Source organism: Clostridium boliviensis (genome assembly GCF_033342255.1).
Classification (GTDB): Bacteria; Bacillota; Clostridia; order Lachnospirales; family Lachnospiraceae; genus Lacrimispora; species Lacrimispora boliviensis.
In genome coordinates this window covers 135681-157740 of sequence record NZ_JAWONS010000102.1, presented here as the reverse complement: position 1 = coordinate 157740, position 22060 = coordinate 135681, and the positions used below count along the sequence as shown (strand labels likewise).

The 22060-nt window shown below is 41.2% G+C and carries 18 protein-coding genes and 7 tRNA genes; 18 read left to right on the top strand and 7 right to left on the bottom strand.

Features of this window, described 5'->3' with window-relative positions:
• The first annotated feature begins 24 nt into the window (after positions 1-24).
• From RZO55_RS06010 to RZO55_RS05980, 7 genes are all read left to right on the top strand, one after another.
• Positions 25-98 (top strand) — tRNA-Asp (locus tag RZO55_RS06010).
• Positions 99-120: 22 nt separating this feature from the next.
• Positions 121-193 (top strand) — tRNA-Val (locus RZO55_RS06005).
• A gap of 35 nt (positions 194-228) precedes the next feature.
• Positions 229-301 (top strand) — tRNA-Thr (locus RZO55_RS06000).
• A gap of 20 nt (positions 302-321) precedes the next feature.
• Positions 322-403: transfer RNA gene (locus RZO55_RS05995), tRNA-Tyr, on the top strand.
• 46 nt (positions 404-449) lie between these two features.
• A tRNA-Met gene (locus RZO55_RS05990) sits at positions 450-523 on the top strand.
• A gap of 43 nt (positions 524-566) precedes the next feature.
• Positions 567-639, top strand: a tRNA-Phe gene (locus tag RZO55_RS05985).
• 3 nt (positions 640-642) lie between these two features.
• A tRNA-Lys gene (locus RZO55_RS05980) sits at positions 643-715 on the top strand.
• A gap of 68 nt (positions 716-783) precedes the next feature.
• On the opposite strand, the gene RZO55_RS05975 is transcribed toward RZO55_RS05980, so the two are convergent.
• On the bottom strand, positions 784-1014 hold the full coding sequence (locus RZO55_RS05975; protein ID WP_097005634.1) for a hypothetical protein: 231 nt from the start codon (positions 1012-1014) through the stop codon (positions 784-786).
• Positions 1015-1151: 137 nt separating this feature from the next.
• Between RZO55_RS05975 and RZO55_RS05970 the strand changes: the two genes are divergently transcribed.
• Both RZO55_RS05970 and RZO55_RS05965 read left to right on the top strand, forming a co-directional pair.
• Complete coding sequence (locus RZO55_RS05970; protein ID WP_318063374.1) at positions 1152-2633, top strand: aminotransferase class I/II-fold pyridoxal phosphate-dependent enzyme; 1482 nt, start codon at positions 1152-1154, stop codon at positions 2631-2633.
• 17 nt (positions 2634-2650) lie between these two features.
• The gene (locus RZO55_RS05965) at positions 2651-3259 is read left to right on the top strand and encodes a nucleoside/nucleotide kinase family protein (protein WP_318063373.1); all 609 of its coding nucleotides are present in this window, start codon (positions 2651-2653) and stop codon (positions 3257-3259) included.
• A 40-nt stretch (positions 3260-3299) separates the two neighbouring features.
• On the opposite strand, the gene RZO55_RS05960 is transcribed toward RZO55_RS05965, so the two are convergent.
• The 6 genes from RZO55_RS05960 to RZO55_RS05935 all read right to left on the bottom strand — a co-directional run bounded on the left by RZO55_RS05960 (position 3300) and on the right by RZO55_RS05935 (position 11040).
• Positions 3300-4301 (bottom strand): ABC transporter permease, encoded by a 1002-nt coding sequence (locus RZO55_RS05960; protein ID WP_318063372.1) that lies wholly within the window; start codon positions 4299-4301, stop codon positions 3300-3302.
• Positions 4298-5788: a sugar ABC transporter ATP-binding protein gene (locus RZO55_RS05955; RefSeq protein WP_336624266.1), complete on the bottom strand. Its 1491-nt coding sequence runs from the start codon at positions 5786-5788 to the stop codon at positions 4298-4300. The genes RZO55_RS05960 and RZO55_RS05955 overlap by 4 nt, the downstream gene beginning before the upstream one ends.
• Before the next feature lie 43 nt (positions 5789-5831).
• Entirely contained in the window at positions 5832-6809 is a 978-nt protein-coding gene (locus RZO55_RS05950; protein ID WP_318063370.1) for a sugar ABC transporter substrate-binding protein, read from the bottom strand.
• A 188-nt stretch (positions 6810-6997) separates the two neighbouring features.
• Positions 6998-8350: an ATP-binding cassette domain-containing protein gene (locus RZO55_RS05945; RefSeq protein WP_318063369.1), complete on the bottom strand. Its 1353-nt coding sequence runs from the start codon at positions 8348-8350 to the stop codon at positions 6998-7000.
• Complete coding sequence (locus RZO55_RS05940) at positions 8347-9381, bottom strand: sensor histidine kinase (protein ID WP_318063368.1); 1035 nt, start codon at positions 9379-9381, stop codon at positions 8347-8349. Before RZO55_RS05940 ends, RZO55_RS05945 begins: the two co-directional genes overlap by 4 nt.
• Positions 9382-11040, bottom strand: coding sequence for a response regulator transcription factor (locus tag RZO55_RS05935; RefSeq protein WP_318063367.1), 1659 nt, complete (start codon positions 11038-11040; stop codon positions 9382-9384).
• 346 nt (positions 11041-11386) lie between these two features.
• On the opposite strand from RZO55_RS05935, the gene RZO55_RS05930 reads away from it, so the two are divergent.
• From RZO55_RS05930 to rsmI, 9 genes are all read left to right on the top strand, one after another.
• Entirely contained in the window at positions 11387-13543 is a 2157-nt protein-coding gene (locus RZO55_RS05930) for a helix-turn-helix domain-containing protein (RefSeq protein ID WP_318063366.1), read from the top strand.
• A 183-nt stretch (positions 13544-13726) separates the two neighbouring features.
• Positions 13727-14674, top strand: a complete 948-nt coding sequence (locus RZO55_RS05925) for an ABC transporter permease (protein ID WP_318063365.1) — start codon at positions 13727-13729, stop codon at positions 14672-14674.
• Between the two features lie 10 nt (positions 14675-14684).
• Complete coding sequence (locus RZO55_RS05920) at positions 14685-15596, top strand: carbohydrate ABC transporter permease (RefSeq protein ID WP_318063364.1); 912 nt, start codon at positions 14685-14687, stop codon at positions 15594-15596.
• Positions 15597-15636: 40 nt separating this feature from the next.
• Positions 15637-17232 carry an extracellular solute-binding protein gene (locus tag RZO55_RS05915; protein ID WP_318063363.1) on the top strand — a complete coding sequence of 532 codons (1596 nt, stop codon included), beginning with the start codon at positions 15637-15639 and terminating at the stop codon, positions 17230-17232.
• A gap of 81 nt (positions 17233-17313) precedes the next feature.
• Positions 17314-18393: an alpha/beta hydrolase family protein gene (locus RZO55_RS05910; RefSeq protein WP_318063362.1), complete on the top strand. Its 1080-nt coding sequence runs from the start codon at positions 17314-17316 to the stop codon at positions 18391-18393.
• Between the two features lie 107 nt (positions 18394-18500).
• The gene (holB, locus tag RZO55_RS05905) at positions 18501-19490 is read left to right on the top strand and encodes a DNA polymerase III subunit delta' (RefSeq protein WP_318063361.1); all 990 of its coding nucleotides are present in this window, start codon (positions 18501-18503) and stop codon (positions 19488-19490) included.
• Between the two features lie 3 nt (positions 19491-19493).
• Positions 19494-20402, top strand: a complete 909-nt coding sequence (locus RZO55_RS05900) for a PSP1 domain-containing protein (RefSeq protein WP_318063360.1) — start codon at positions 19494-19496, stop codon at positions 20400-20402.
• Positions 20392-21129 carry a tRNA1(Val) (adenine(37)-N6)-methyltransferase gene (locus RZO55_RS05895; RefSeq protein WP_318063359.1) on the top strand — a complete coding sequence of 246 codons (738 nt, stop codon included), beginning with the start codon at positions 20392-20394 and terminating at the stop codon, positions 21127-21129. Before RZO55_RS05900 ends, RZO55_RS05895 begins: the two co-directional genes overlap by 11 nt.
• A 40-nt stretch (positions 21130-21169) precedes the next feature.
• Positions 21170-22027 carry a 16S rRNA (cytidine(1402)-2'-O)-methyltransferase gene (rsmI, locus tag RZO55_RS05890; RefSeq protein WP_318063358.1) on the top strand — a complete coding sequence of 286 codons (858 nt, stop codon included), beginning with the start codon at positions 21170-21172 and terminating at the stop codon, positions 22025-22027.
• Positions 22028-22060 lie beyond the last annotated feature (33 nt).

Genomic DNA, 22060 nt, shown 5'->3' with positions numbered 1-22060 from the left:
TACCAGCTTTCAAAAAATAGTTTTGGCCTGGTGGCTCAGTTGGTTAGAGCGCCGCCCTGTCACGGCGGAGGTCGTGGGTTCGAATCCCATCCGGGTCGTTTCACAACTAAATTTGAATATGGGATCTTAGCTCAGCTGGGAGAGCATCTGCCTTACAAGCAGAGGGTCATAGGTTCGAGCCCTATAGGTCCCATTCTGTATGCAAGTTTCATACATGAGAAGAGTTGTGCCGATGTGGCTCAATTGGCAGAGCAGCTGATTTGTAATCAGCAGGTTATCGGTTCGAGTCCGATCATCGGCTTGTATCAAAAACAATATTTTGGATGGGTTCCCGAGTGGCCAAAGGGGGCAGACTGTAAATCTGTTACGACACGTTTCGATGGTTCGAATCCATCTCCATCCATTCAGTGATTAAAATCCTAATCACTGCATATAATATAATTGAATAACGCGGGGTGGAGCAGTCTGGAAGCTCGTCGGGCTCATAACCCGAAGGTCGCAGGTTCAAATCCTGCCCCCGCAATTTTTGTTGGTATTTTTTATGGATAATGTGTTTTTACACATGAGCCCAGATAGCTCAGTTGGTAGAGCAGAGGACTGAAAATCCTCGTGTCGCTGGTTCGATTCCGGCTTTGGGCATATGGGATACTAGCTCAGGTGGTAGAGCACTTGACTTTTAATCAAGTTGTCCGGGGTTCGAATCCCCGGTGTCTCAGGACAAGCCTTGGAACAGTGATGTTTCAGGGCTTTTTTTTTGTAAAAAAATATTCGATGAAAAAGTGGCTATTCATCGAATTCAACAATTACATAATATCCTCTGTCATTATGTTTGATCTCTTTTACAATTCCATGATCGGATTTAATACGGTCACGACCCATATAACAGCCCGACATGGCAACTGCAGGATCGATAATATAGCTGTAGCTGCTGGTTCCTTCGCGTTCAATAATCTGGACTTCTTCTCCAGCCTCAACAAGTCCGGGGCGTTCCATTTTAAATTCTATCATTCTCATAATGGGTATTCTCCTTTTGATTCCAGGTTATTATAACGCTGCGGGAAAAAATTGTAAAGATGAGATAAGAATGATATACTAAAAGTGCTGATTTAATAAAATTGCTCAGCAAGCTATTAAGAGAGGCGGTTTATATAGTGAGTCGAAAACCGGATCTATTTGATCAATTAACAGAGTATGCACACTCTGATTTTTATCCTTTTCACATGCCTGGACATAAGAGGCAATACAAAGAATCGTTCAGTAAGAAATTTACCAATCCATTTTCAATCGATATTACGGAGATTGATGGTTTTGATAATCTGCATAATCCTCAGGGAATATTAAAAGAGTCCATGGACCGGGCGTCTGCCATTTACAAATGTGACAGAACCTATTATCTGGTGAATGGAAGCAGCTGTGGGATATTAAGTGCCATAAGCGGAACCATATCCAGAGGGGGCACCATATTAATGAGCAGGAATTGTCATAAGTCGGCATTTCATGGAGTTTTCCTCAATGATTTAAAGGCAGAGTACATTTATCCACAATTAATTGGTGAGTTTGGGCTTCAAGGTGGAATACTTCCGGAAGATATGGAAGATATGTTGAAAAACCATCCGGAGGCGGAGGGAGTACTTGTGGTTTCCCCTACTTATGATGGGATCGTGTTAGATATCAGAAAGCTTGCGGATATCACTCATAAGTTTAATCTGCCATTAATTGTTGATGAGGCGCATGGGGCTCACTTTTCATTTGGCAAGGAGACAGGTTTCCCTGTATCGGCCATAGAGCTGGGAGCGGACGTCGTGATCCAGAGTCTTCATAAAACACTCCCTTCTCTTACGCAGACGGCTGTTATGCATGTAAAAGACGGTTATGTGGATTTGGACAGGCTGGACCGGTATGTGCACATATATCAGACAAGCAGCCCTTCTTATGTATTAATGGCTTCCATTGATAACTGCATTGGATTTATGGCGGAACAGGGCCGGGAATGTATGGAAAAGTTTATTAATAAGATAATGGGGTTAAGAGAGGATTTAAAGAGTCTCTCTAATTTAAAAGTTTTGGATGAGCAGGTGAAAGGAACAGCCGGTGTTTATGATGTGGATCTCTCAAAACTGATAATATCTACAAGGAACTCTAATTTGACAGGGGCTCAACTGGACCAAAGACTAAGGGACGTATATCATCTGGAGATGGAAATGTGCGGGCCCGACTATGTTACGGCTATTCTGACACTGGCTGACACGAAAGAGGGCTATAAAAGGCTTTTACAGGCTCTGTCAGAGATCGATGCAAAGGCAGGAGGAATATCGGGTCAGAGTCTGGCCAGATGGGATATGTCAGGAGGATATGGTGAGCAGCCAGTCAGACCGGAAATTAGAAATACCATTGCAGAGGGGATGAATTCACATCGAAAGAAGATTCTTCTGGAAGATGCTGTGGATGAGGTTTCTGCAGAATTTGTTTATATATATCCACCGGGAATTCCTATTGTAGCCCCTGGTGAAGTTTTAAAAAGGGAACTCATTGATCTTATTGTATCATATAAGAAAATGGGGCTTCCGGTACAGGGTTTAGAAGATGAAAGAATCGAATTTATTTATATTTTAGATGGACAGACGATTAAATAAAGTTGGAGTAGTGAACGATGAGCAGGATATTTTATATTATGGGTAAAAGTGCTTCAGGGAAGGATACTATATATAAAAAACTTCTGGAGAGAATTCCCGGATTGAAAACCATTATCCCATATACGACCAGACCCATTCGGGATGGAGAAGTGAACGGGGTGGAATATTTTTTCACAACCAGAGAAAAACTGGAACAGTTCCGCAGGGAAGAAAAGTTAATTGAAGAACGTACTTATGAAACAATCTATGGACCATGGAGTTACTTTACGGTAGACGACGGGCAGTTTGACCGTATGGGGCATGGTACTTATCTCATGATTGGAACATTGGAATCTTATGAGAAAACCAGGGATTATTTTGGTAATGAGTATTTATATCCTATTTATGTGGAGGTTAGTGACAGAGAACGATTACTGCGTTCCATTGAAAGAGAGCAGGGACAGGAGTTTCCTAAATATAAAGAGGTATGCAGAAGATTTCTTGCAGATGAAGAGGATTTTAAGGAAGAGAATCTTCTTCGCTGCGGCATTGAAGTCCGTTTTCAAAATGATGATCTGGAGCGCTGTCTGGATGAGATTGTGAATCAGGTTAAGAAGAGTTTAAAAATGGAAAAAGGAATAGAATGATAAAAATGCTCCCTGTTGTATTACAGAGAGCATTTTTCATTTATTTTGCTGCCAGTCTTCTGGCTTTTGCTTCCATGCGGGATCTTGTTACGTCAATAAAGACAGCTGCGATGATAACCATACCAATTACAATGTATTGAACGGAACTGGAGGTATTAAGAAGTGTCAGCCCGTTGCGAATGGTAGAGATCATCAGTGCACCAATTAATGTTCCCCAGATCGTTCCTTTTCCGCCCATGAAGGAAGCACCGCCTATGATACATGCTGCTATGGCATCCGTGTCATAGGGGGATATAGCAGCAGATGGATTGGCAACTGCAGAACGTCCTACAATAACCAGACCCGCAATGGCACACATAAAGCCGGATAAGGTGTAAACAAAGATTAGAACGTTATCGGAATTAATGCCGGATAAGCGGGCGGCTTCCGGATTTCCACCTACACAGTAGACCATTCTGCCCAGCGCGGTTTTATTTAAAAAGAAATGGTACACTCCGTAAATAAGAATTAGAACAATAAAGCAAAGCGGGATCCCGGAGAAACCGCCGGTTGTTTTAAATAAATTAAAGGACCCTAAAAATGTGACGCCTTCTGGAAAGTCTGAAATAGTTTTGGTTGATACGACGAAAAGAGCAAGTCCGCAAAGTACATTTTTCATGCCCAGAGTTGATACAAAGGGATGAGGAAGATGCATTTTTGTCAACAGGATACCATTTGCAAATCCGACCAGGATTCCGGTGATGATACAGGCCAGTATCAGTATGAATGGATTGGTGATTTTTAGTGAATTTTTAAGCATACCCATCACACAGGCACATAATATGGCGTTAGCACCTACAGAAAGATCGATTCCTGCAGTAATAAGTACAACCAGCATAGCTGCTGAAATAAGACCGTTTACAGCTGTCTGACGTAAGATGTTCATCATATTATTCACAGTTAGAAATTTATCTGTTGCCATTGACAGAATCATAAACAACAGGATAAGCGCCAGCAGCGGAGCTGCCTTACTGATTGCTTCTTTTAGTTTTTTTGTTTTCATTGTATAGCACCTCCCCAGGCAGCTTTCATAATTGTTTCCTGATTCAGTAAATCACGGTCTCTTGAAAGTTCACCCATTACTTTTCCTTCTCTCATTATAATAACTCTGTCGCTCATTCCGATAATTTCCGGCAGTTCTGAGGATATCATGATTACGCATTTACCTGCTTTTATCAGGCTGTTCATAATGTTATAAACTTCAACTTTTGCACCTACGTCGATGCCTCTGGTTGGTTCATCAAAGATATAGATATCTGCATTGGTATTAATCCATTTGCCAATAACTACTTTTTGCTGATTACCTCCTGACAGTTGTCCCACTGCTTCTTTTGAATCTGATATCTTGATTTTTAAACTGTCTACGTTTTCTCCGGCCAGCTGATCAATGTGTTTTTCATCCAGAAAGAATCCTTTTTTACATTTATGCATGGAGCTGAGAATGAGATTGGTACGTACTGATTGGGTCAAAACCAGACCCTGTCCTTTTCTGTCCTCTGTTAAAAAAGCCAGACCCAGACGGATCGCATCCTTTGGAGATTTAATTGTTACAGATTTTTCATTAATATAAATGTTACCGGAATCGTGGGCGTCAGCGCCGAATATTGCCCGGAAGGTTTCTGTCCGTCCCGCGCCTACCAGTCCGGCAAAACCGAGTATTTCCCCGTAGTTAGCATGAAAACTGATGTCTTTTAGGACTCCGTTTGTGTTTAGATGTTCCACTCTTAAGGCTTCTCTGCCTCTTGATGTATTAAGCTTTGGATATTGATTTTCCAGGGTTCTTCCTACCATGGCGGAAATAAGAGAATCGTTGTCCATCTCTGTAATGTCTTTTGTCAGGATATGTTCTCCGTCTCTCATAACGGTGACCCGGTCGCATAACTCAAAGAGTTCTTCCAGTTTATGGGAAACAAACAGGAGGGAGATGCCTTTTGCCTTTAAAGAACGGATGGTGTTCATTAGTTGGGCAACCTCTTTTTCTCCAAGACTGGAGGTGGGTTCGTCCATAATGATCAGTTTTGCATCAATTAAAACAGCTTTTGCTATTTCAACCATCTGCTGTATTCCCATACCATAGGATCCGCATTCTTTCTTTACATCAATATCCTGTCCCAGTGATATCATCACTTCATGCGCTGTCTCATGCATTTTTTCATATTCCAGAAGTGGACTGTTCTTCTTTTTCAGTGCTTTATTGATAAAAATATTATCTGTGACTGATAGAAGGCGTACAATGTTAAGCTCCTGGTAGACGCAGGCAATTCCGTGGGCAGCAGCATCTCGTGGATTTTTAAAGGAGACTTCTTTGCCGTCCATGATGAGAGTACCTTCTTCCGGGGTATATACGCCGGTCAGTACTTTAATCAGCGTGGATTTGCCGGCACCATTTTCCCCGATCAGTCCATGAATCTCTCCTGGTTTAATTTCCAGTGACATATTGCGCAGAGCCACAACTCCCGGAAAGCGTTTCGTCACATGTTTCAGTTCCATTAAGCTCATAGCAGTTCAACCCTTTCTGTCTCTTGCCGGCAGGTTAGTTTAAATAACCTTTCAGTTGTTCTAAATAGTCTTTCGCGTTTTCGGAGGATATGACTTGACAGCCGGTATCTACAAAAGATTTTATTGTCTCACCCTTCACTGATTTGACAGCAGTTTCTACCGCTTTATATCCCATGGTATATGCGGATTGAGCGCAGGTGGCAGTAATGGTACCGTCAATAATATTTTGTACACCGCTCTGGTTTCCATCAAAACCAACAATAATAACATCGTTTAATCCGCTTTGTTTACAGGCGGTTGCAGCTCCTGCAGCTGTATCGTCGTTATGGCATAATACAATCTGAATGTCACCGCTCTGGGCTGTAATCATATTTTCCATCACGTTGGCAGCCGTATCAGGATTGGACTGGGCATACTGTACGGATACGATGTCGATTCCATTTTCGTCCATTGCCCTGGTGTAACCGGCCTGTCTGGCATCGCTGGTTGCATTTCCTTCAACACCGCCAATAATCACGGCTTTTGTTCCTTTTCCGGCTTTTTCAGCAGCAAACAATCCTCCCTGATAGGCTGCTTTGTCATTGCCGGTTCCTACAAAAGCAACTTTTCCAGGAATTTCTGCATCTGTATCAACAGTTATGATTGGTATTTTTACATCACCAATAACACTTGCAACGGATTCTGACTGAAGGGGAGAGATTACAAAAGCATCGATTCCTCCGGCGAGCATGGTCTCAATCATATTGTTCTGCTCATCGTAGGCAGTTTCTGAAGCGGGGCCCTGAAGGTCAACTTTAACACCTAAATCCTTTGAGGCAGCATTGACTCCGGCAGCAACGTAGCTCCAGTATTCGCTGGAAAGCGTTTTTAGGATTACTCCAACTTTGATTTCTTTTTCAGAGGAAGCAGTTTCACTGCCTGCCGGGGGAGTGTCTGCTTTTTTTCCTGCACAGCCGGTAGCAGATACCAGTAAGGCAGATACTAACATCAGGGATAAGATTCTTTTTTTCATAGTTTAATCTCCTTTCAAAACAAATATTATACAAGTTGCATAAAATGATTCAATGTAATTAATATTTTATAGACAAAAACACAAGAAAACAATGGTATAATTTGTGTTGTAAGGGGGTAAATGTTTCGATATGGGGGGAATCAGGGGAAGAAAAAAAGCCTGACCGGCTTTTTTTGAGAAAGGAAGGACTAATCTTTAAGTAAACAGCCATTCTCAACTGTGAGATGTTTTCCTTTCATGGTATATGCTTCTGTGATATGGTTTGTAATGAGTATGACGGCAATTCCGGTTTTCAAAGCTTCATTAAGAAGGCTTATGGTCAGGGAACGGAGCTGATAATCCATGGATGAAAAGGGTTTGATACATACCATAACTTTAGGTCGAAGAAAAATCCAACGGTAATAAATCAGTTTCAGCTTACACTCATCACTGGCTTTATCCGCTCTTAGTAAAAGCTCTTTTTCTGTGAAAATTCCCTGGGTCATATTTTGTACCAGTTTCCGATATGACTTCTTAAAGGAAATACCTGAATTCTTCTGCATGAGCATAAAAATTAAGTTATCCATGATAGTCATATCGGTAAATACCATTTCATTGAGAGATCTGGCTTCAATAAAAACAATTTCATTTAGTATGGAGCGAAAACAAGTTTTGTATTGATAGGATATGATTGCTTTTGAAGTTAAGAAACGGCAGTTTTCCAGTATGGAGATGGCATGACTGCATTCTGCAGAGTTTGTATCAAGTATATTTACAAGTTCTCCTCCTTTTATATATTGGTCCAGAGAAACATATGGAGAGGACGGCTGTTTTTTAGCAGCAAAGCCAGCCGAAGTAATTGGTTGGTTTAATGAGGAAATGTCGTGACTGGGGATTATCCTGCTGATTGATCTGCCTTTTTTTATAATGGTAACCTCATCTGCCAGGTTCCATAAATCAGTATCGCTTCCTGAAACATAGAGAAAGGTCATGCCCTTCATTTTTAATTTTACAGTGAGATCAAAAAAATCTTTCATCTCTTCTTCTGATAAAAACATCTCCAGATCGGTAATGACAGCCAATTTTCGTCCAGATACGTAAGCGCGCAGGAGTTCAATCTGCTTTTGTCTGCCAAAATCCAGTGTATGTGCTTTGGCAGACATGGGAAGCGTTAGTTTAAGTTCTGTCAAAAGATCCGGAGCCTTCCGGCAAAGCAGGGATGCCCGGTTCCACCAAAGTACCCTGCTATTTGCCACAAAAATATTTTCCCCAACGCTTAGCTGGGAAAAAACACCTCTGTTCCTGCCGATAAAAGAGGTTTGTTTCCGGATCTGATCCTGGGAACGACGGGAATTTAACTTATTCCCATTCCAGTAAATCCAGCCGGAGTCAGGTTTTAATGTTCCTTCCAGAAGACTGAGAAAATTCTGTTTCTCGATTAGGTTGGGAATAATGGCAAAACAGATCTGCCCCTGAAAAGCACGCAGGCATAGGCCTTTGAGCAGGGTTTGATTTCCTTCAGAGCAGTAAATATTCTCGTATCGCAGTACTTCCTGTTTCATTTTCCCAGCCTTTCTGCTTCATCAAGTATGTAGGGAAGCGTAAATGAGACCTCTGTACCGGAAGCTGGCGAACTAAACAAGTGTAATCCATATTCCTCTCCCATAAGAAGGCGGATTCTGGAATTTACATTATTCAGTGCAATACCGCCTTTTTTATCTTCTCTGACGGAACCATTGCCTCCTGCCATATGTAAGAGCGTATCATTTAGATATTCCAGAGTGGATTCATCGATTCCAACGCCATTATCTGTAACGGAAATATACAGGATAGTATCGCTGTGATCAATATCTATTATCACGTTTCCGCCTTCAATCTTTGGTTCCAATCCATGCTTAATTGCATTTTCAACAATAGGCTGAAGTGTGAGTTTGGGAATCCTTGCTTTTAATAGATTTTCCTCCTCCGGCAGCAGGATATCCAGATCAATTTTATCCTCGAAACGGTATTTCTGAATCAGAAAATAATTTCTGACGTTGGAAAGTTCCTCTTCCAGTGTTGTCAGGCTCTCCATGTTGGAAGTAGTATAGCGGAAAAAGACCGCCAGTGCTTCTGTGATCTTTCCAATCTCCGGGACACCTGCCATAATGGCATCCGAACGGATGGATTCCAGTACATTATAAAGAAAATGAGGATTAATCTGGTTTTGAAGAGCGAGGTAGCGGGCCTGCTGTTTGGCATTCTCAATCATCTTGTCCTTATCCAGACTGGTATGAAGTCCTGATAACAATTCATCAAAGCTGGGAGATATTCCTTTCAGACTTTTAAAGAGCTCAGTAAAAATAATACCATTATTAAAAAGCTCTGCCTGCTTTTCCATAGAACCCAGAGGTTCCCATATCTTCACCTTTCCCCACAGAAGAGTAAGGATAAGTCCCAGGGCCAGAATGAATACCAGAAACACTGCAGGATAGTATTCCTGTTTGCGATTCGCCATAAGGATCAGTATAAGCAGGACGAGAGAAAGAATGTTCCAGGTTATGAGGAGACCGGTCCATAATATAAACCGGTTTTTCAACCATAGCTTTTTCAATCAATGACCTCCTTGTGAACGGTTGGTAAATAATTTCCGGTACTCATTAGGGGATACGCCAAGTGTCTTCTTAAACTGTCTGGTGAAAAATTTTATATCATTATAACCGGCCAGTTCTGCCACTTCACTAATGCTTCGTTCCTTCTCAGTCAGTAGTTTCTTTGCACTTTCAATACGCACCATTTGTATGTATTCCGTTAATGTTTTTCCTGTCTCCTTTTTAAAAAGAGAGGAAAAATAGGTATAGCTGAATCCTGTGTTTTTTGCCAGTTCTTCCAGTTTAATGTTGATTCCCCTGTTTTCTTCTATATAATGCTTGGCATAGATCACCGGTTTAATTTCTCTGTTCTTCAAATGTTCCAGGACATTTTGAAGTGTCTTACAAAGAGTCTCCTCCAAAAGGCAGAAAGTCTGCTCTATACTGGTACAGTGTTCATACATTTCAGAAAACCAGGCTTCTATTTCACTGTCTGTCAGGGTAGTATCCAGTTGTCTGAAACCTTTAAGGTAATAATTTAGAAGAACCAATAGATTTTTCTTTACCTGTAAGCAGGATGAGATACCCTCTGCTGTCATGATTTCTCTGGCGGCTTCCACGCATTTTTTAATTCCAGCCATATCAAATGCTTCCGGCTTGTTTTCCAGCAGCTCAGAGATTCTGGTATCAATGGATTTTGGTTCTGCTGGAAAAGGGACATATGATTTGATCTCGGAGACCGTGTTTAGACTTGTGAGAAGGCGGTTTCCTATGCCAATCCGGCTTTCCTTGATGCGGTGAATCAGCTGGAGACAGTTGTCAGCCGGCTCACTAATGACAGCATGAAAGTAAAGTCTGGGAAAAAGGTCCTGCAGACTGAGAACACGCTCTTTTATGTGATTAATGGATTCCAGCAGCTCTTTTCGGTCCAAAGCATTATAAAATAGAAGAAAATAAATTCCCTCTCTGGTAATTTCAGATATCCAGACCCAGTTGTGTGAGGAAAATTCCACTTCTGCGATTTCCAGAGTTTTTTCTGTCAGAAGCTGGTAGCTTTCTTCTGTAAATTCCCTGTAATTGATATTTGGTTTCACTGCAATGCAGCGGGATGAATCTTTTATGATATCAGCAGCATTGATTTCCGTTACTTCCTTTAATATGGTTTCTTCCTGCTCGCACAGTTTTTTTTGAAGAACCGTTTTGAGAAACAGATGTTTAAAGGTTCCGGTGTAAGTTTTTAGTGTTTCTTCAAGATGCAGGTGTGTTGATTGTTTCCACATCTGCTCGTGGGTTTCCTTAACCAGTTTTTTCAATGTACGGGTTAAGTCTTCCTGATTAATTGGCTTTAACAGATAATCCCTCACCCCAAATCTCATTCCCTGCTGGGCATATTGAAAATCTTTATAACCGCTGATGATAATGCATTTAAGAATATCATTCAGCTTTTTTGCTTCTTCAATCAGACAAAGCCCATCCATACCAGGCATGCGGATATCTGTAAGAAGAATATCCGGTTTTTTTTCATTAATCAGCTGCAGCGCAGTGATACCGTCGTATGCAGTCCCCAGCAGCTGGATTCCAATTTCATCCCAATTAACTAAATATTCGATGAGCTTACAGATCTTTTTTTCATCGTCTGCAATTACCATACCTAAAATTGCAACCATCTCCCGTTTTTTCATTTTATTACAGTATAGCCTTTTAGGTTAAGTATACTTCACAGTTAAGATATTCTCAACACAAATACTGAAAATAAAGAGAATAATTTGTCTAAAAATGTAAAAAGATAGAAGATGCAAAAAGAATAATGAGTAATAATGCCTGACAAATACATTTAAATCTACCTTTGAATAAAATAAATGCATAAAAATAAATGCTGGTATAGAATTGCCCAGCTCTCTATATATGTGACAAATTCCGGCATAGTAAATTTTCTTGCTATCGTTTGACTGATTTGGTATATTAATTATGAAATATGTACGGAAAAGTGCAAAAGAAATGGTGAGGGATGAATAAGGTGAACAAATTATGAATGCTATGGAAGCACGTAAGAGCCGGTTTTTTAAGAATATGTTTCTGTCCTATTGTCTGTTTATTATACTGAGCTTCCTGGTATACTCAGCTACGGTGATATATGAAGCAGTAAAGGTGAAGGAAAATCAGGCTGTGACATACTATGAAACCAAAGCTCAGGCATTTGCCAACGGTATGGATCAGCAGATTTACAATGCTCAGAATATTATATCAAACCTTAATAATTCTTCTTTGATCAATAAACTCTATATGACGGTTCAAATGAATAGTCCGGTGGATTCTTATCTGTTATACCAGATCTTAAATGATATTCGTTACCAGAAAACAGCGGGTGATGATTTTAATATTTCTGATGTTGTTTTAATGCTTAATGATTATAATAAAATATACACCAGTGATGAGGTTATCCATTTATCGGACCGCATCGATTTATCTGGATGGAATACAGACTGCTTAGCGGTTACGGATTTAAACACCTGCTTAAATATGAACAACAGCAAGCTCACTTTTTTCAAGCAATATCTGATTTACAGCGGTGCTTATCAATATGGTTCCGGATCACAGAGAGGAATTATCTGTGTTCTGTTTGAAAATCAGAAAATACAGGAGATGCTTAAGTCTGCCTCAGGGGAAGCCTGCGGCTATGCTGTTTATTATAATGGAAAACCTGTTATTAAGGAAGGGATTGAAGATGGCAGGTTTTTTAAACAGAATTCCAGGGTGAGTAATTTAATCTCTTATGAGATTATTGCAAAGAAAGACAAGTTTGGGTTTGAGCTGTCGGATCTGGGATCTATCGCCATGCTTTTTGGCTTTTTCATATGTATGGGTTATCTTATTATTGCTTACTTTTTTGCAAACAGGTATTCTTCACCATTTGAGAAGATACGGAATCTGGTAGGAAAAGAAAAAATTGTTTCCGGTGTGATGGATCTTCTGGGAGAACGAAATGGATATATGCAGCAGGTTCACAATATGTCTCCCTATGCCAGCCAGGGTATCCTTCATAGTCTTATTATGGGAAATGATGAGGAATCCGGAAATAAAGAGTTTATAAAAGAGTTTATTCAGTTAAAAAGAGTGTTTTTTATGACTGCAATGGTGGATTTGTATTTTGGAGAGAAGTGGGCAAAGGAAGAATCAAAAAAGGCGTTAAAGGCAATTTCGGATCTGGCAGAAAAGGAATCTGATGCAGAATTTAAGATTTTGTGCTATGAAAAGGATGCGCTGCATGTTTATCTGATTTTTAACAGCAATAATGGCGAACATCTGGAAGACAGGCTCTACGAATTTTTTGAAAAAATGAAAAAGACTCTGGGTGCTAAATGTGTGGTAACGGTTGGTGCGGATGATGTAAAGGAGGAGCTGGAGGAATTATCAGTTTCCTGTGATAATGTAATGCTGGCACTCGAGAAGATTCTCTGGGAGGGCAGAGGAATCATCTATTTTCATGATATTCAGTCAGACTGTTCCATGAATTATTACTTTCCTAAGGATGGAATCAGGCAGCTGACAAAAGGAATAAGGGATCAGGACAGAGAGAGTATCAGCCATTTTTTTGAAGAAATTGAAAAAAGAAACCAGATGGATTTTGATAACTCTGTTTATGCTGGAAAACTTCTGCTGAGTGAGTTGTATGTTACCGTGGTAAAAGCAATGCAGGCGGTCTGGGATCAGTGCGGCATTCCATTAAGAAGAGTGGACAAGTGTCCTCCATACCGAACCATGGAAGAAGTAATAGGCTATTACAGCAGTCTGGTAACAGACCTATTTTTTGAAATGTACCAGGCTGAAGAAATCAGAGATAATAACAACCAGTCAGATCTGGAATTAATTGAGTATATTAATCAAAATGACAAAGATCCGAATCTTTCTCTCACTCAGATCGCAGAACATTTTTCTGTGAGCAGCAAATACGTAACAGCTTTGGTGAAGAAGCAGTTTGGGATGACTTATTTAAAGTATGTACAGGAGAGGAGAATATCCCATGCCATTGATTTGTTAAAGAACTCTTCCCTTTCGCTTGAGAAAATTGCGGAGGAATGTGGCTATACCAATATGCTGACATTCAGAAGAAATTTCAAAGCAATTATGGCATGCAACCCAAGTGACTTCAGGGGAGATAAGACAGCGGAAGACGAATCGTTATAATTAAACAAATAAATAGAATAAAAGATGAAGAATGGATCAAAAAAGGACAACAAATCTTCTTACCTTTTTTGATCCATTCATTTTTTGTGTGCAAAATGTACTTGAAAAAAGTGAAACTAGCAAATAAATAATGCAATATATACAATAAACGTATCACTCATCAAATGGAAGGGGATTAAAGGAATGATTCGTAAAAAGCTTTCTAAGGAAGAGAAAAAGATGCTTTTTCGCAAAAATGTAAAGAGAGACAAATATCTGCTGCTGATGTTTGCACCAGTTTTGATCTACTATCTGATATTCGCCTATTTACCTATGACAGGTCTTGTAATGGCGTTTACACAATTTAAGGCAGGCAGCGGTATGATGGGGCTGTATACGGGATCTTTTGTGGGGCTTAAATGGTTTATTCAGTTTTTTAACTCACCGTATGCGTTCAGGCTGATCCGTAATACATTTTTACTGTCGTTTTATTCACTGATATTTGGGTTTCCTATTCCCATTATTTTTGCACTGTGTATCACTCAGATAAAAAGCAAGTATTTACAGAAAGGAACTCAGATTATTACATATCTTCCTTACTTCATCTCAACAGTGGTAATCTGCGGAATGATAACCAACTTTTTATCACCTTCCAGCGGTATTATCAATCAGTTCATTGTGAAGGCTGGAGGAACGGCGGTGAATTTCCTGGGAGAGCCAAAATGGTTTAGGGCTGTCTATGTAATATCCGGTTCGTGGCAGAGTTTCGGGTTTAATTCCATTATCTTTGTGGCTGCCATTATGGGAGTTGCGCCAGAGCTTTATGAAGCCATGAAGGTGGATGGTGCAAGTAAGGTTCAGACGATACGCTATCTGGTTCTGCCCAGCATTAAGCCGACTATCGTGCTTTTACTCATTATGTCACTGGGCAATTTGCTGAATGTAGGATTTGAGAAGGTTTATCTGCTTTACAACTCCGGAATTTACGAAACGGCAGATGTAATTTCTACCTATGTATACAGGCAGGGTATCGGAAATCAGAATTACAGCTATGCCACAGCAGTGGGACTGTTTAATTCTCTGATCGGTTTTGTCATCGTATTTACGGCTAACAGGCTGAGCAGAAAGCTGACAGAAACATCTGTATGGTAAGGAGGAAGAAATGAAACAGAAAAGCACATGGACAGAATTTAAAAATGAATGTATCACGGATAAGATATTTGATGCTGGTATCTGGATACTGATTGCAGCAGCAGTCTGTATTACTCTGTATCCTTTTGTATATGTAGTAAGCATTTCACTAAGCTCCGGCGAAGCGGTGAACAAGGGGATAGTAACACTGCTTCCGGTTGATATTAATCTGGATACATACCGGATGGTCATGGCTTATAAGGATCTGTGGATCTCTTATGGAAATACATTTTATTACACAATTACAGGAACCTGCTTAAACATCATATTTACCTGTCTGGCGGCATATCCGCTTTCCAGAAAACGGTTTTTCTTAAGAAAGAAAATGAATTTTCTATTGGCATTTACCATGTATTTTTCAGGTGGCCTCATACCAGGCTATCTGGTAGTAACCGGGCTTGGCCTGTATAACAGCAGACTTGCCATGATACTCCCGGTACTGGTCAGCGCCTATAATGTAATGATCTGCCGTTCTGCGCTTGAAGGCATTGCAGAGGAATTATTTGAGAATGCTTATCTGGAAGGGGCAAATGACTTTCAGATCTTATTAAAAATTGCTGTTCCTTTAATTAAACCAACGCTGGCAGTATTAACCTTGTATTATGCAGTGGCACGTTATAATGATTTTTTCAGCGCACTGCTTTATATCGGAAAGCAGAATCTGCAGCCATTACAGCTGTTTCTGAGAAGAATTCTTCTGATGGCCTCTACAGAGATCATGCAGGCTTCCGGAAATGCAACTGCAGCAAGTGCAGCAGCACAGTCCACCATTCAGATCAGATACGTCTGTATCGTTTTATCCATGGTGCCGATTGTATGTCTTACTCCCTTTATTCAGAAATATCTGGTGAAAGGAACAATGCTGGGGGCAGTAAAAGGATAATCATGTATTGATTATATATAATAAAAAGGAGGACGTTACAATGAAAAAGAGAGGATATTGGAAAGCAGCCGTATTATCGTCAATGATAGCTGCAGCGGCATTATCCGGGTGTTCAGGAAAGAACGCACAGACACAGCCAAAAGAGGATAACAACAAAGAGGCAGAATTTAATTATACAGGGGAAGCACCAGTTACAGATACTCCTGATGCAAAGGTCAGCATTCTGGCGCAGAATTCCTGGTATTCCACAGTAGATTATGCCAATGCGGACATCATTAAGACTATTGCATCCAATGCTGGGGTTACGATTGACTGGACACTTGTATCACCCACAAATTACAAAGACAGTGTAAGTCCTATGCTTGCATCAGGTGCGGATCTTCCTGATATCGTAGAACTACCGGATCTGGATGACAACATGACTTATATTACTGCAGGGCTTTTCTATCCACTTGACGAGTATATGAATTATATGCCTAATTACAAAAAGTTTCTGGATAACAACCCTAAGATAAAAGCCAGTCTTACTGCCGAGGATGGCCATATTTATTATGTGCCTCAGACGGTTGTAACGGATAACTATCAGCCGTGTACCATGATGAATATGCAGTGGTTAGATAAACTGGGGCTTCCGGTACCAACTACACTGGATGAGTTTGTGGAAGATCTCCGCGCATTCCGGGACAATGATATGAACGGAAACGGAGATAAAACCGATGAAATTCCATTAAGCGTTACAGCGAAGAATCTTCCTTATATGTTTGGTCCGGCGTTCGGGCTCAACCTGGTGGATGGTTTTTATGCTGATGAAAACGGGACCGTACACTATTCAGCGGCAGAATCTGTGAATTACAAGAAGTACCTTACATTTTTAAATGGTCTTTATAAAGAAGGGCTTTTAGAAGTTGAATATACTTCTCTTACCCGTGATCAGATTACAGAGCGTTGTGCAAGAAATATAACAGGTGCGACATTTGATTACAGCTGGCAGATGTCCCAGCTTTACAGCAAGCAGTATCCGGAGTATACTGGTGATAAGGGAATTATGGTTGGTATTCCTCCTCTTTCCGGAGAATCAAAAGGCTATTATCTGGGAAGAAACCCCATTGCCAATATATTCGGAATCAGCAAGTCTCAAAAGGACCCGCTTCTTGCCATTAAGTTTTTGGACTATGCTATGAGCGATGAAGCGCAGAACTATTATGTATGGGGACTTGAAGGAGAGAGCTACACCGTATCTTCAGATGGAAAAAAGGCTTATACGGAGAAAGCTTCTGATAATAACTGGCTTCAGCAGCTTGGTATCAATGCAGGATGTCTTCCATCCCAGCAGTCGGTAGAGGCAACGGATGTACTGCTTCCAAAATGGCATGTTGATAAGGATAAGGAGCTGCAGGCATTTTCTAAGGCACCATGGCCTTTCATCTACTCAACAAAAGATGAGCAGAATATAATTTCTCAGTATCTGGTTGATATCACTACTTATGTAGATGAAATGAATGTGGCATTTATTACGGGAACGACGGACTTAAGCACATTTGATTCCTATTTATCCACACTTGATAACATGGGATTAAAAGAATTGCTGAAGGTGAAGCAGCAGCAGTATGACCGTTTCGTTTCATCTACCAAATAATGATTTTAAGACCGGCACAGAGATTTACTTCTGTGCCGGTTTTTCACAGTTTTAATTATATCGTTTAAGAAAGGTTACAATATGGAAGAGAAAAAGAGAACTATCCCAATTTTCCGCTTTTATACCTGTGAAGAACAGCTTGTTAAAAGGATGAAAAAGAAGGGAAGAAAAAACAGATTTTGTGCGGAAACTAAAACAGATTATGAGATTTGGAAGCAGGAAACAAAACAGCTGTTAAAATCTCTCATCGGTCTGCACAACATGGAAGACTGTCCCTTAAACCCGGATTGTCTGGAACGTGTGGAGATAGAGGACGGAATTATACGTGAGAAGATTCTGCTTCAGGTTGAACCGGAAGTATATATGCCTGTTTATGTACTGATACCTCCAAAGAAGGGAGAAGAAAAGCTGAAATGCTTTCTGGCGCCTCCGGGACACCAGGGAGCAGGAAAATATTCGGTTGCCGGGGTTCGCTCGATTCCTTCAGTTGCAGATAAGATAGAACTGTTTCATTACGATTACGGCCTGCAGATGGCAAAGCTTGGTTATGTGGTACTTTGTCCTGATTGCCGTGGCTTCGGGGAGCGAAGGGAAGCTGCGCTGCAGGGAGAAGAGGAAAATGAATTTTTAAATTCAACCTGTTTTCATCTGGCGCATATGGCAGAACCGCTGGGCATGACTGTCATTGGCATGTGCACCTGGGATTTGATGAGACTGACTGATTATGTAAAGGAAAGGGGAGAATGGGATGAGGAGTCCATTGGCTGTGTGGGATTCTCCGGCGGCGGGATGCAGACGCTTTGGCTTTCTGCGCTGGATGACCGGATTAAAACAGTGATAATCAGCGGATACTTATATGGATACTCGGACTCTCTTTTAAGGCTGAATGGAAATTGCAGCTGTAATTATGTGCCTCATCTTTGGGAACATGTGGATATGGGGGATATTGGTGCGCTCCTGGCGCCAAGACCTCTGATGGTGCAGTCGGCCCGTTCCGATCATCTGAATGGCTACAGGGGATTGGAAAATGTTCTGGAACAGTTAGATGTGATCCGAAAGGCCTACCGGCTGTTTGGGGAGGAAAAAGAGATTTATCATGATGTCTGGGATGGGGGTCATTGTTTCCATGGAGAACATCTGGAGAAATTTTTAAAGGGATAAGATTTTGCCAATACTTCTTTCTTGTGATGAAAAACGTTCTATGTTATAATGATACTGGCTGGTTTTTTAGAAAACGGGTCATACAACAGCGATAGGGAGGTGTCTCTATGCCAGGATTCCACGATATTATCGGTCACGAGAGAATCAAGGAACATTTACAGAAGGCGATTGAATCAAACCATGTTTCCCATGCGTATATTCTTACCGGAGAAGCGGGAATGGGAAGAAAATCTCTGGCTAACGCATTTGCCATGACCTTGCTGTGTGAAAAAGGAACCAGTGAGCCGTGTATGCAGTGCCATGCCTGTAAGCAGGTCATGAGCGGGAACCATCCGGATCTTATTACTGTCACACATGAAAAAACAGCGGGTATCGGTGTAGATGACATCCGAAGTCAGATACAGGATACAATTATGATTCGTCCTTACAGCAGTTATTATAAAATTTATATTGTTGATGAGGCGGAGAAGATGACGGTTCAGGCTCAGAATGCTATTTTAAAGACCATCGAGGAACCCCCAGCCTATGCAGTTATTATGCTTCTTACTACCAACCAGGAGGCATTTTTGCCTACTATTCTCTCCAGATGCGTGCAGTTAAAATTAAAGCCGCTTAAGGATTCTGTTATTATTTCGTATCTGACAGGATCTTTTGGAATCGGAGAGAGCAGGGCGGAAGTATACGGAGCATTTGCCAGAGGTAATTTAGGACGTGCCATTCATCTGGCTGCGTCAGAAGAATTTCAGACGCTGTATCTGGATTTAATCCATATGCTGAAGCATCTAAAAGAGATGGATATCATGGAACTGCTTAATTATATCAGGAAGGTGAAGGAACAGGATCCGGATTTGTCTGACTGTTTGGATTTTATGCAGCTATGGTATCGGGATGTTTTAATGTTTAAAGTAACACAGGATATCAATCTTCTTGTTTTTAAAGAAGAATTTAATACAATGAAAGAGATGAGCGCTGCCAGCTCTTATGAGGGGATCGAATTGATTCTACAGGCCATAGATAAGGCAAGGGTCCGTTTAAATGCCAACGTGAATATGGAACTGGCGATGGAGCTTATGCTGCTTGTAATGAAGGAGAATTAATTGATGATAAAAGTTATTGGCGTCAGATTCCGGAATGCAGGAAAGATCTATTACTTTGATCCTGTAAATCTGGAGGCAAAGGCGGGAGATCATGTAATCGTAGAGACAGCAAGAGGGATTGAGTATGGTTATGTTGTTCTTGGTGCCCGTGAAGTAGAGGATGAGAAGGTAGTTCAGCCCTTAAAATCAGTGATCCGCATGGCTACCAAAGCAGATGATGAGGTGGAGAAAAAGAACCACGAAAAGGAAAAAGAAGCATTTAAGATCTGTAAGGATAAGATTAAAAAGCATGGTCTTTTAATGAAGCTGATTGATGCAGAGTATACATTTGACAACAACAAGGTGCTGTTTTATTTTACCGCAGACGGAAGAATTGATTTCAGGGAACTGGTGAAGGATCTGGCTTCTGTTTTTAAAACCAGGATTGAACTGCGCCAGGTAGGTGTCAGAGATGAAACTAAGATTGTGGGAGGAGTTGGTATCTGTGGAAGAACATTATGCTGCCACTCATACCTTTCTGAATTCATACCGGTTTCGATTAAGATGGCAAAGGAACAGAATCTCTCCTTAAATCCTACCAAGATTTCCGGTGTATGCGGAAGACTCATGTGCTGTCTGAAGAATGAAGAGGAAACCTACGAGGAACTGAACAGCAAGCTACCGGTAGTGGGTGATTTTGTGACCACAGATGACGGATTAAGGGGTGAAGTTCACTCTGTCAGTGTACTCAGACAGTTAGTCAAGGTAGTCGTGACCATTAAGGACGAAAAGGAAATCAGGGAATACAAGGTTGAGCAGTTAAAGTTTAAGCCCAGACGCCGCAGGGAGAAAAACCAGGTGGCAGATGAGGAGTTAAAGGCTTTGGAAGCACTGGAAAAGAAAGAGGGAAAGTCCAAGTTAGATGACAATTAAGTTAAAAGACAATGAACGGATTGATGACCTTTTGCGGAACGGTTATCAGATTATACAAAACCGGGATGGATTCTGTTTCGGTATGGATGCAGTCCTGCTCTCTGGCTTTGCAAACGTAAAGCCAGGGGAAAAGGCGGTGGATCTTGGAACTGGCACAGGAATTATTCCCATTCTTTTGGAAGCAAAGAATCAGGGGCTTCATTATACCGGGCTAGAGATCCAGGAAGAAGTGGCTGATATGGCATCAAGAAGTGTGGAGCTGAATCATCTGGAAGATAAAATATCCATTGTCAGAGGAGATATAAAGGAAGCCAGCCGTTTATTTGGTGCGGCTTCTTTTGATGTGGTGACCTCCAATCCTCCCTATATGAATGATGCCCATGGCCTGAAAAATCCGGATCTGCCAAAGGCAATATCCCGTCATGAAGTGTTGTGTACGCTGCAGGATGTGACGAGGGAAGCAGCAAAGCTTCTCCGTCCGGGAGGGCGGTTTTACCTGGTTCACAGGCCTCACAGGCTGATTGAAATTATAACAGCATTAAAAAGTGTGGGGATGGAGCCTAAACGAATGAAGATGGTTCATCCCTTTGTGGATAAGGAAGCCAATATGGTCCTTATTGAAGCGGTAAGAGGGGGGCGGTCCATGATCAAGGTGGAGGCACCGGTTGTTGTTTATAAGGAACCAGGGGTATATACGGACGAGATTTATACGATTTACGGATACTGACCGACAGATTAAAAAAGAATCTTTGCAGGGAGCAGGAAAAATGGACGAAAAAAAAGGTAAATTATATTTATGTGCCACTCCCATTGGTAATCTGGATGACATTACCTTGCGGGTTTTAAATACATTAAAGGAAGCCGATTTAATTGCAGCGGAGGATACCCGTCACAGCATTAAGCTTCTGAATCATTTTGATATTAAGACTCCCATGACCAGCTACCACGAGTACAATAAGGTGGAAAAGGCAGTTTATCTGGTTGAGCAGATGAAACAGGGGGTTATGGTGGCTCTTATTACAGACGCCGGAACTCCTGGGATCTCTGATCCTGGAGAAGAACTGGTGAAGCAGTGTTATGAGGCTTCCGTGGAGGTGACTTCTCTGCCAGGTCCGGCTGCTTGTATTACAGCGCTGACGCTGTCCGGACTGGGAACCCGGCGTTTTTGTTTTGAGGCGTTTCTGCCCGCGGATAAGAAGGAAAAGCAGTGGATTTTAAATGAACTGAAAGATGAAACAAGAACTATCATACTCTATGAGGCGCCTCATCGTCTGGTCCGGACTTTAGAAGAGCTTTATCAGGCATTGGGTGAACGGAGAATAACGGTCTGCAGAGAGTTGACAAAGCGGTATGAGACGGCTTTTCGAACTACCTTTACTCAGGCATTAAGTACTTACCAGAACGAGGATCCTAAGGGGGAATGTGTCATTGTAGTAGAGGGGAAGAGTTTTGAGGAGATACGCATGGAGCAGACAAAAGTTTTTGAAGAGATGTCTGTGGAAGAACATATGGAGCTTTATGAGCGCCAGGGAATGGACAGAAAAGAAGCCATGCGTATGGTTGCAAAGGACCGTGGAATCAGTAAAAGAGAGGTTTATCAGTATCTGCTGAACAGGGAAATATAAAAAAAATCTTGACAAGAGGCGTTTATTTTAATA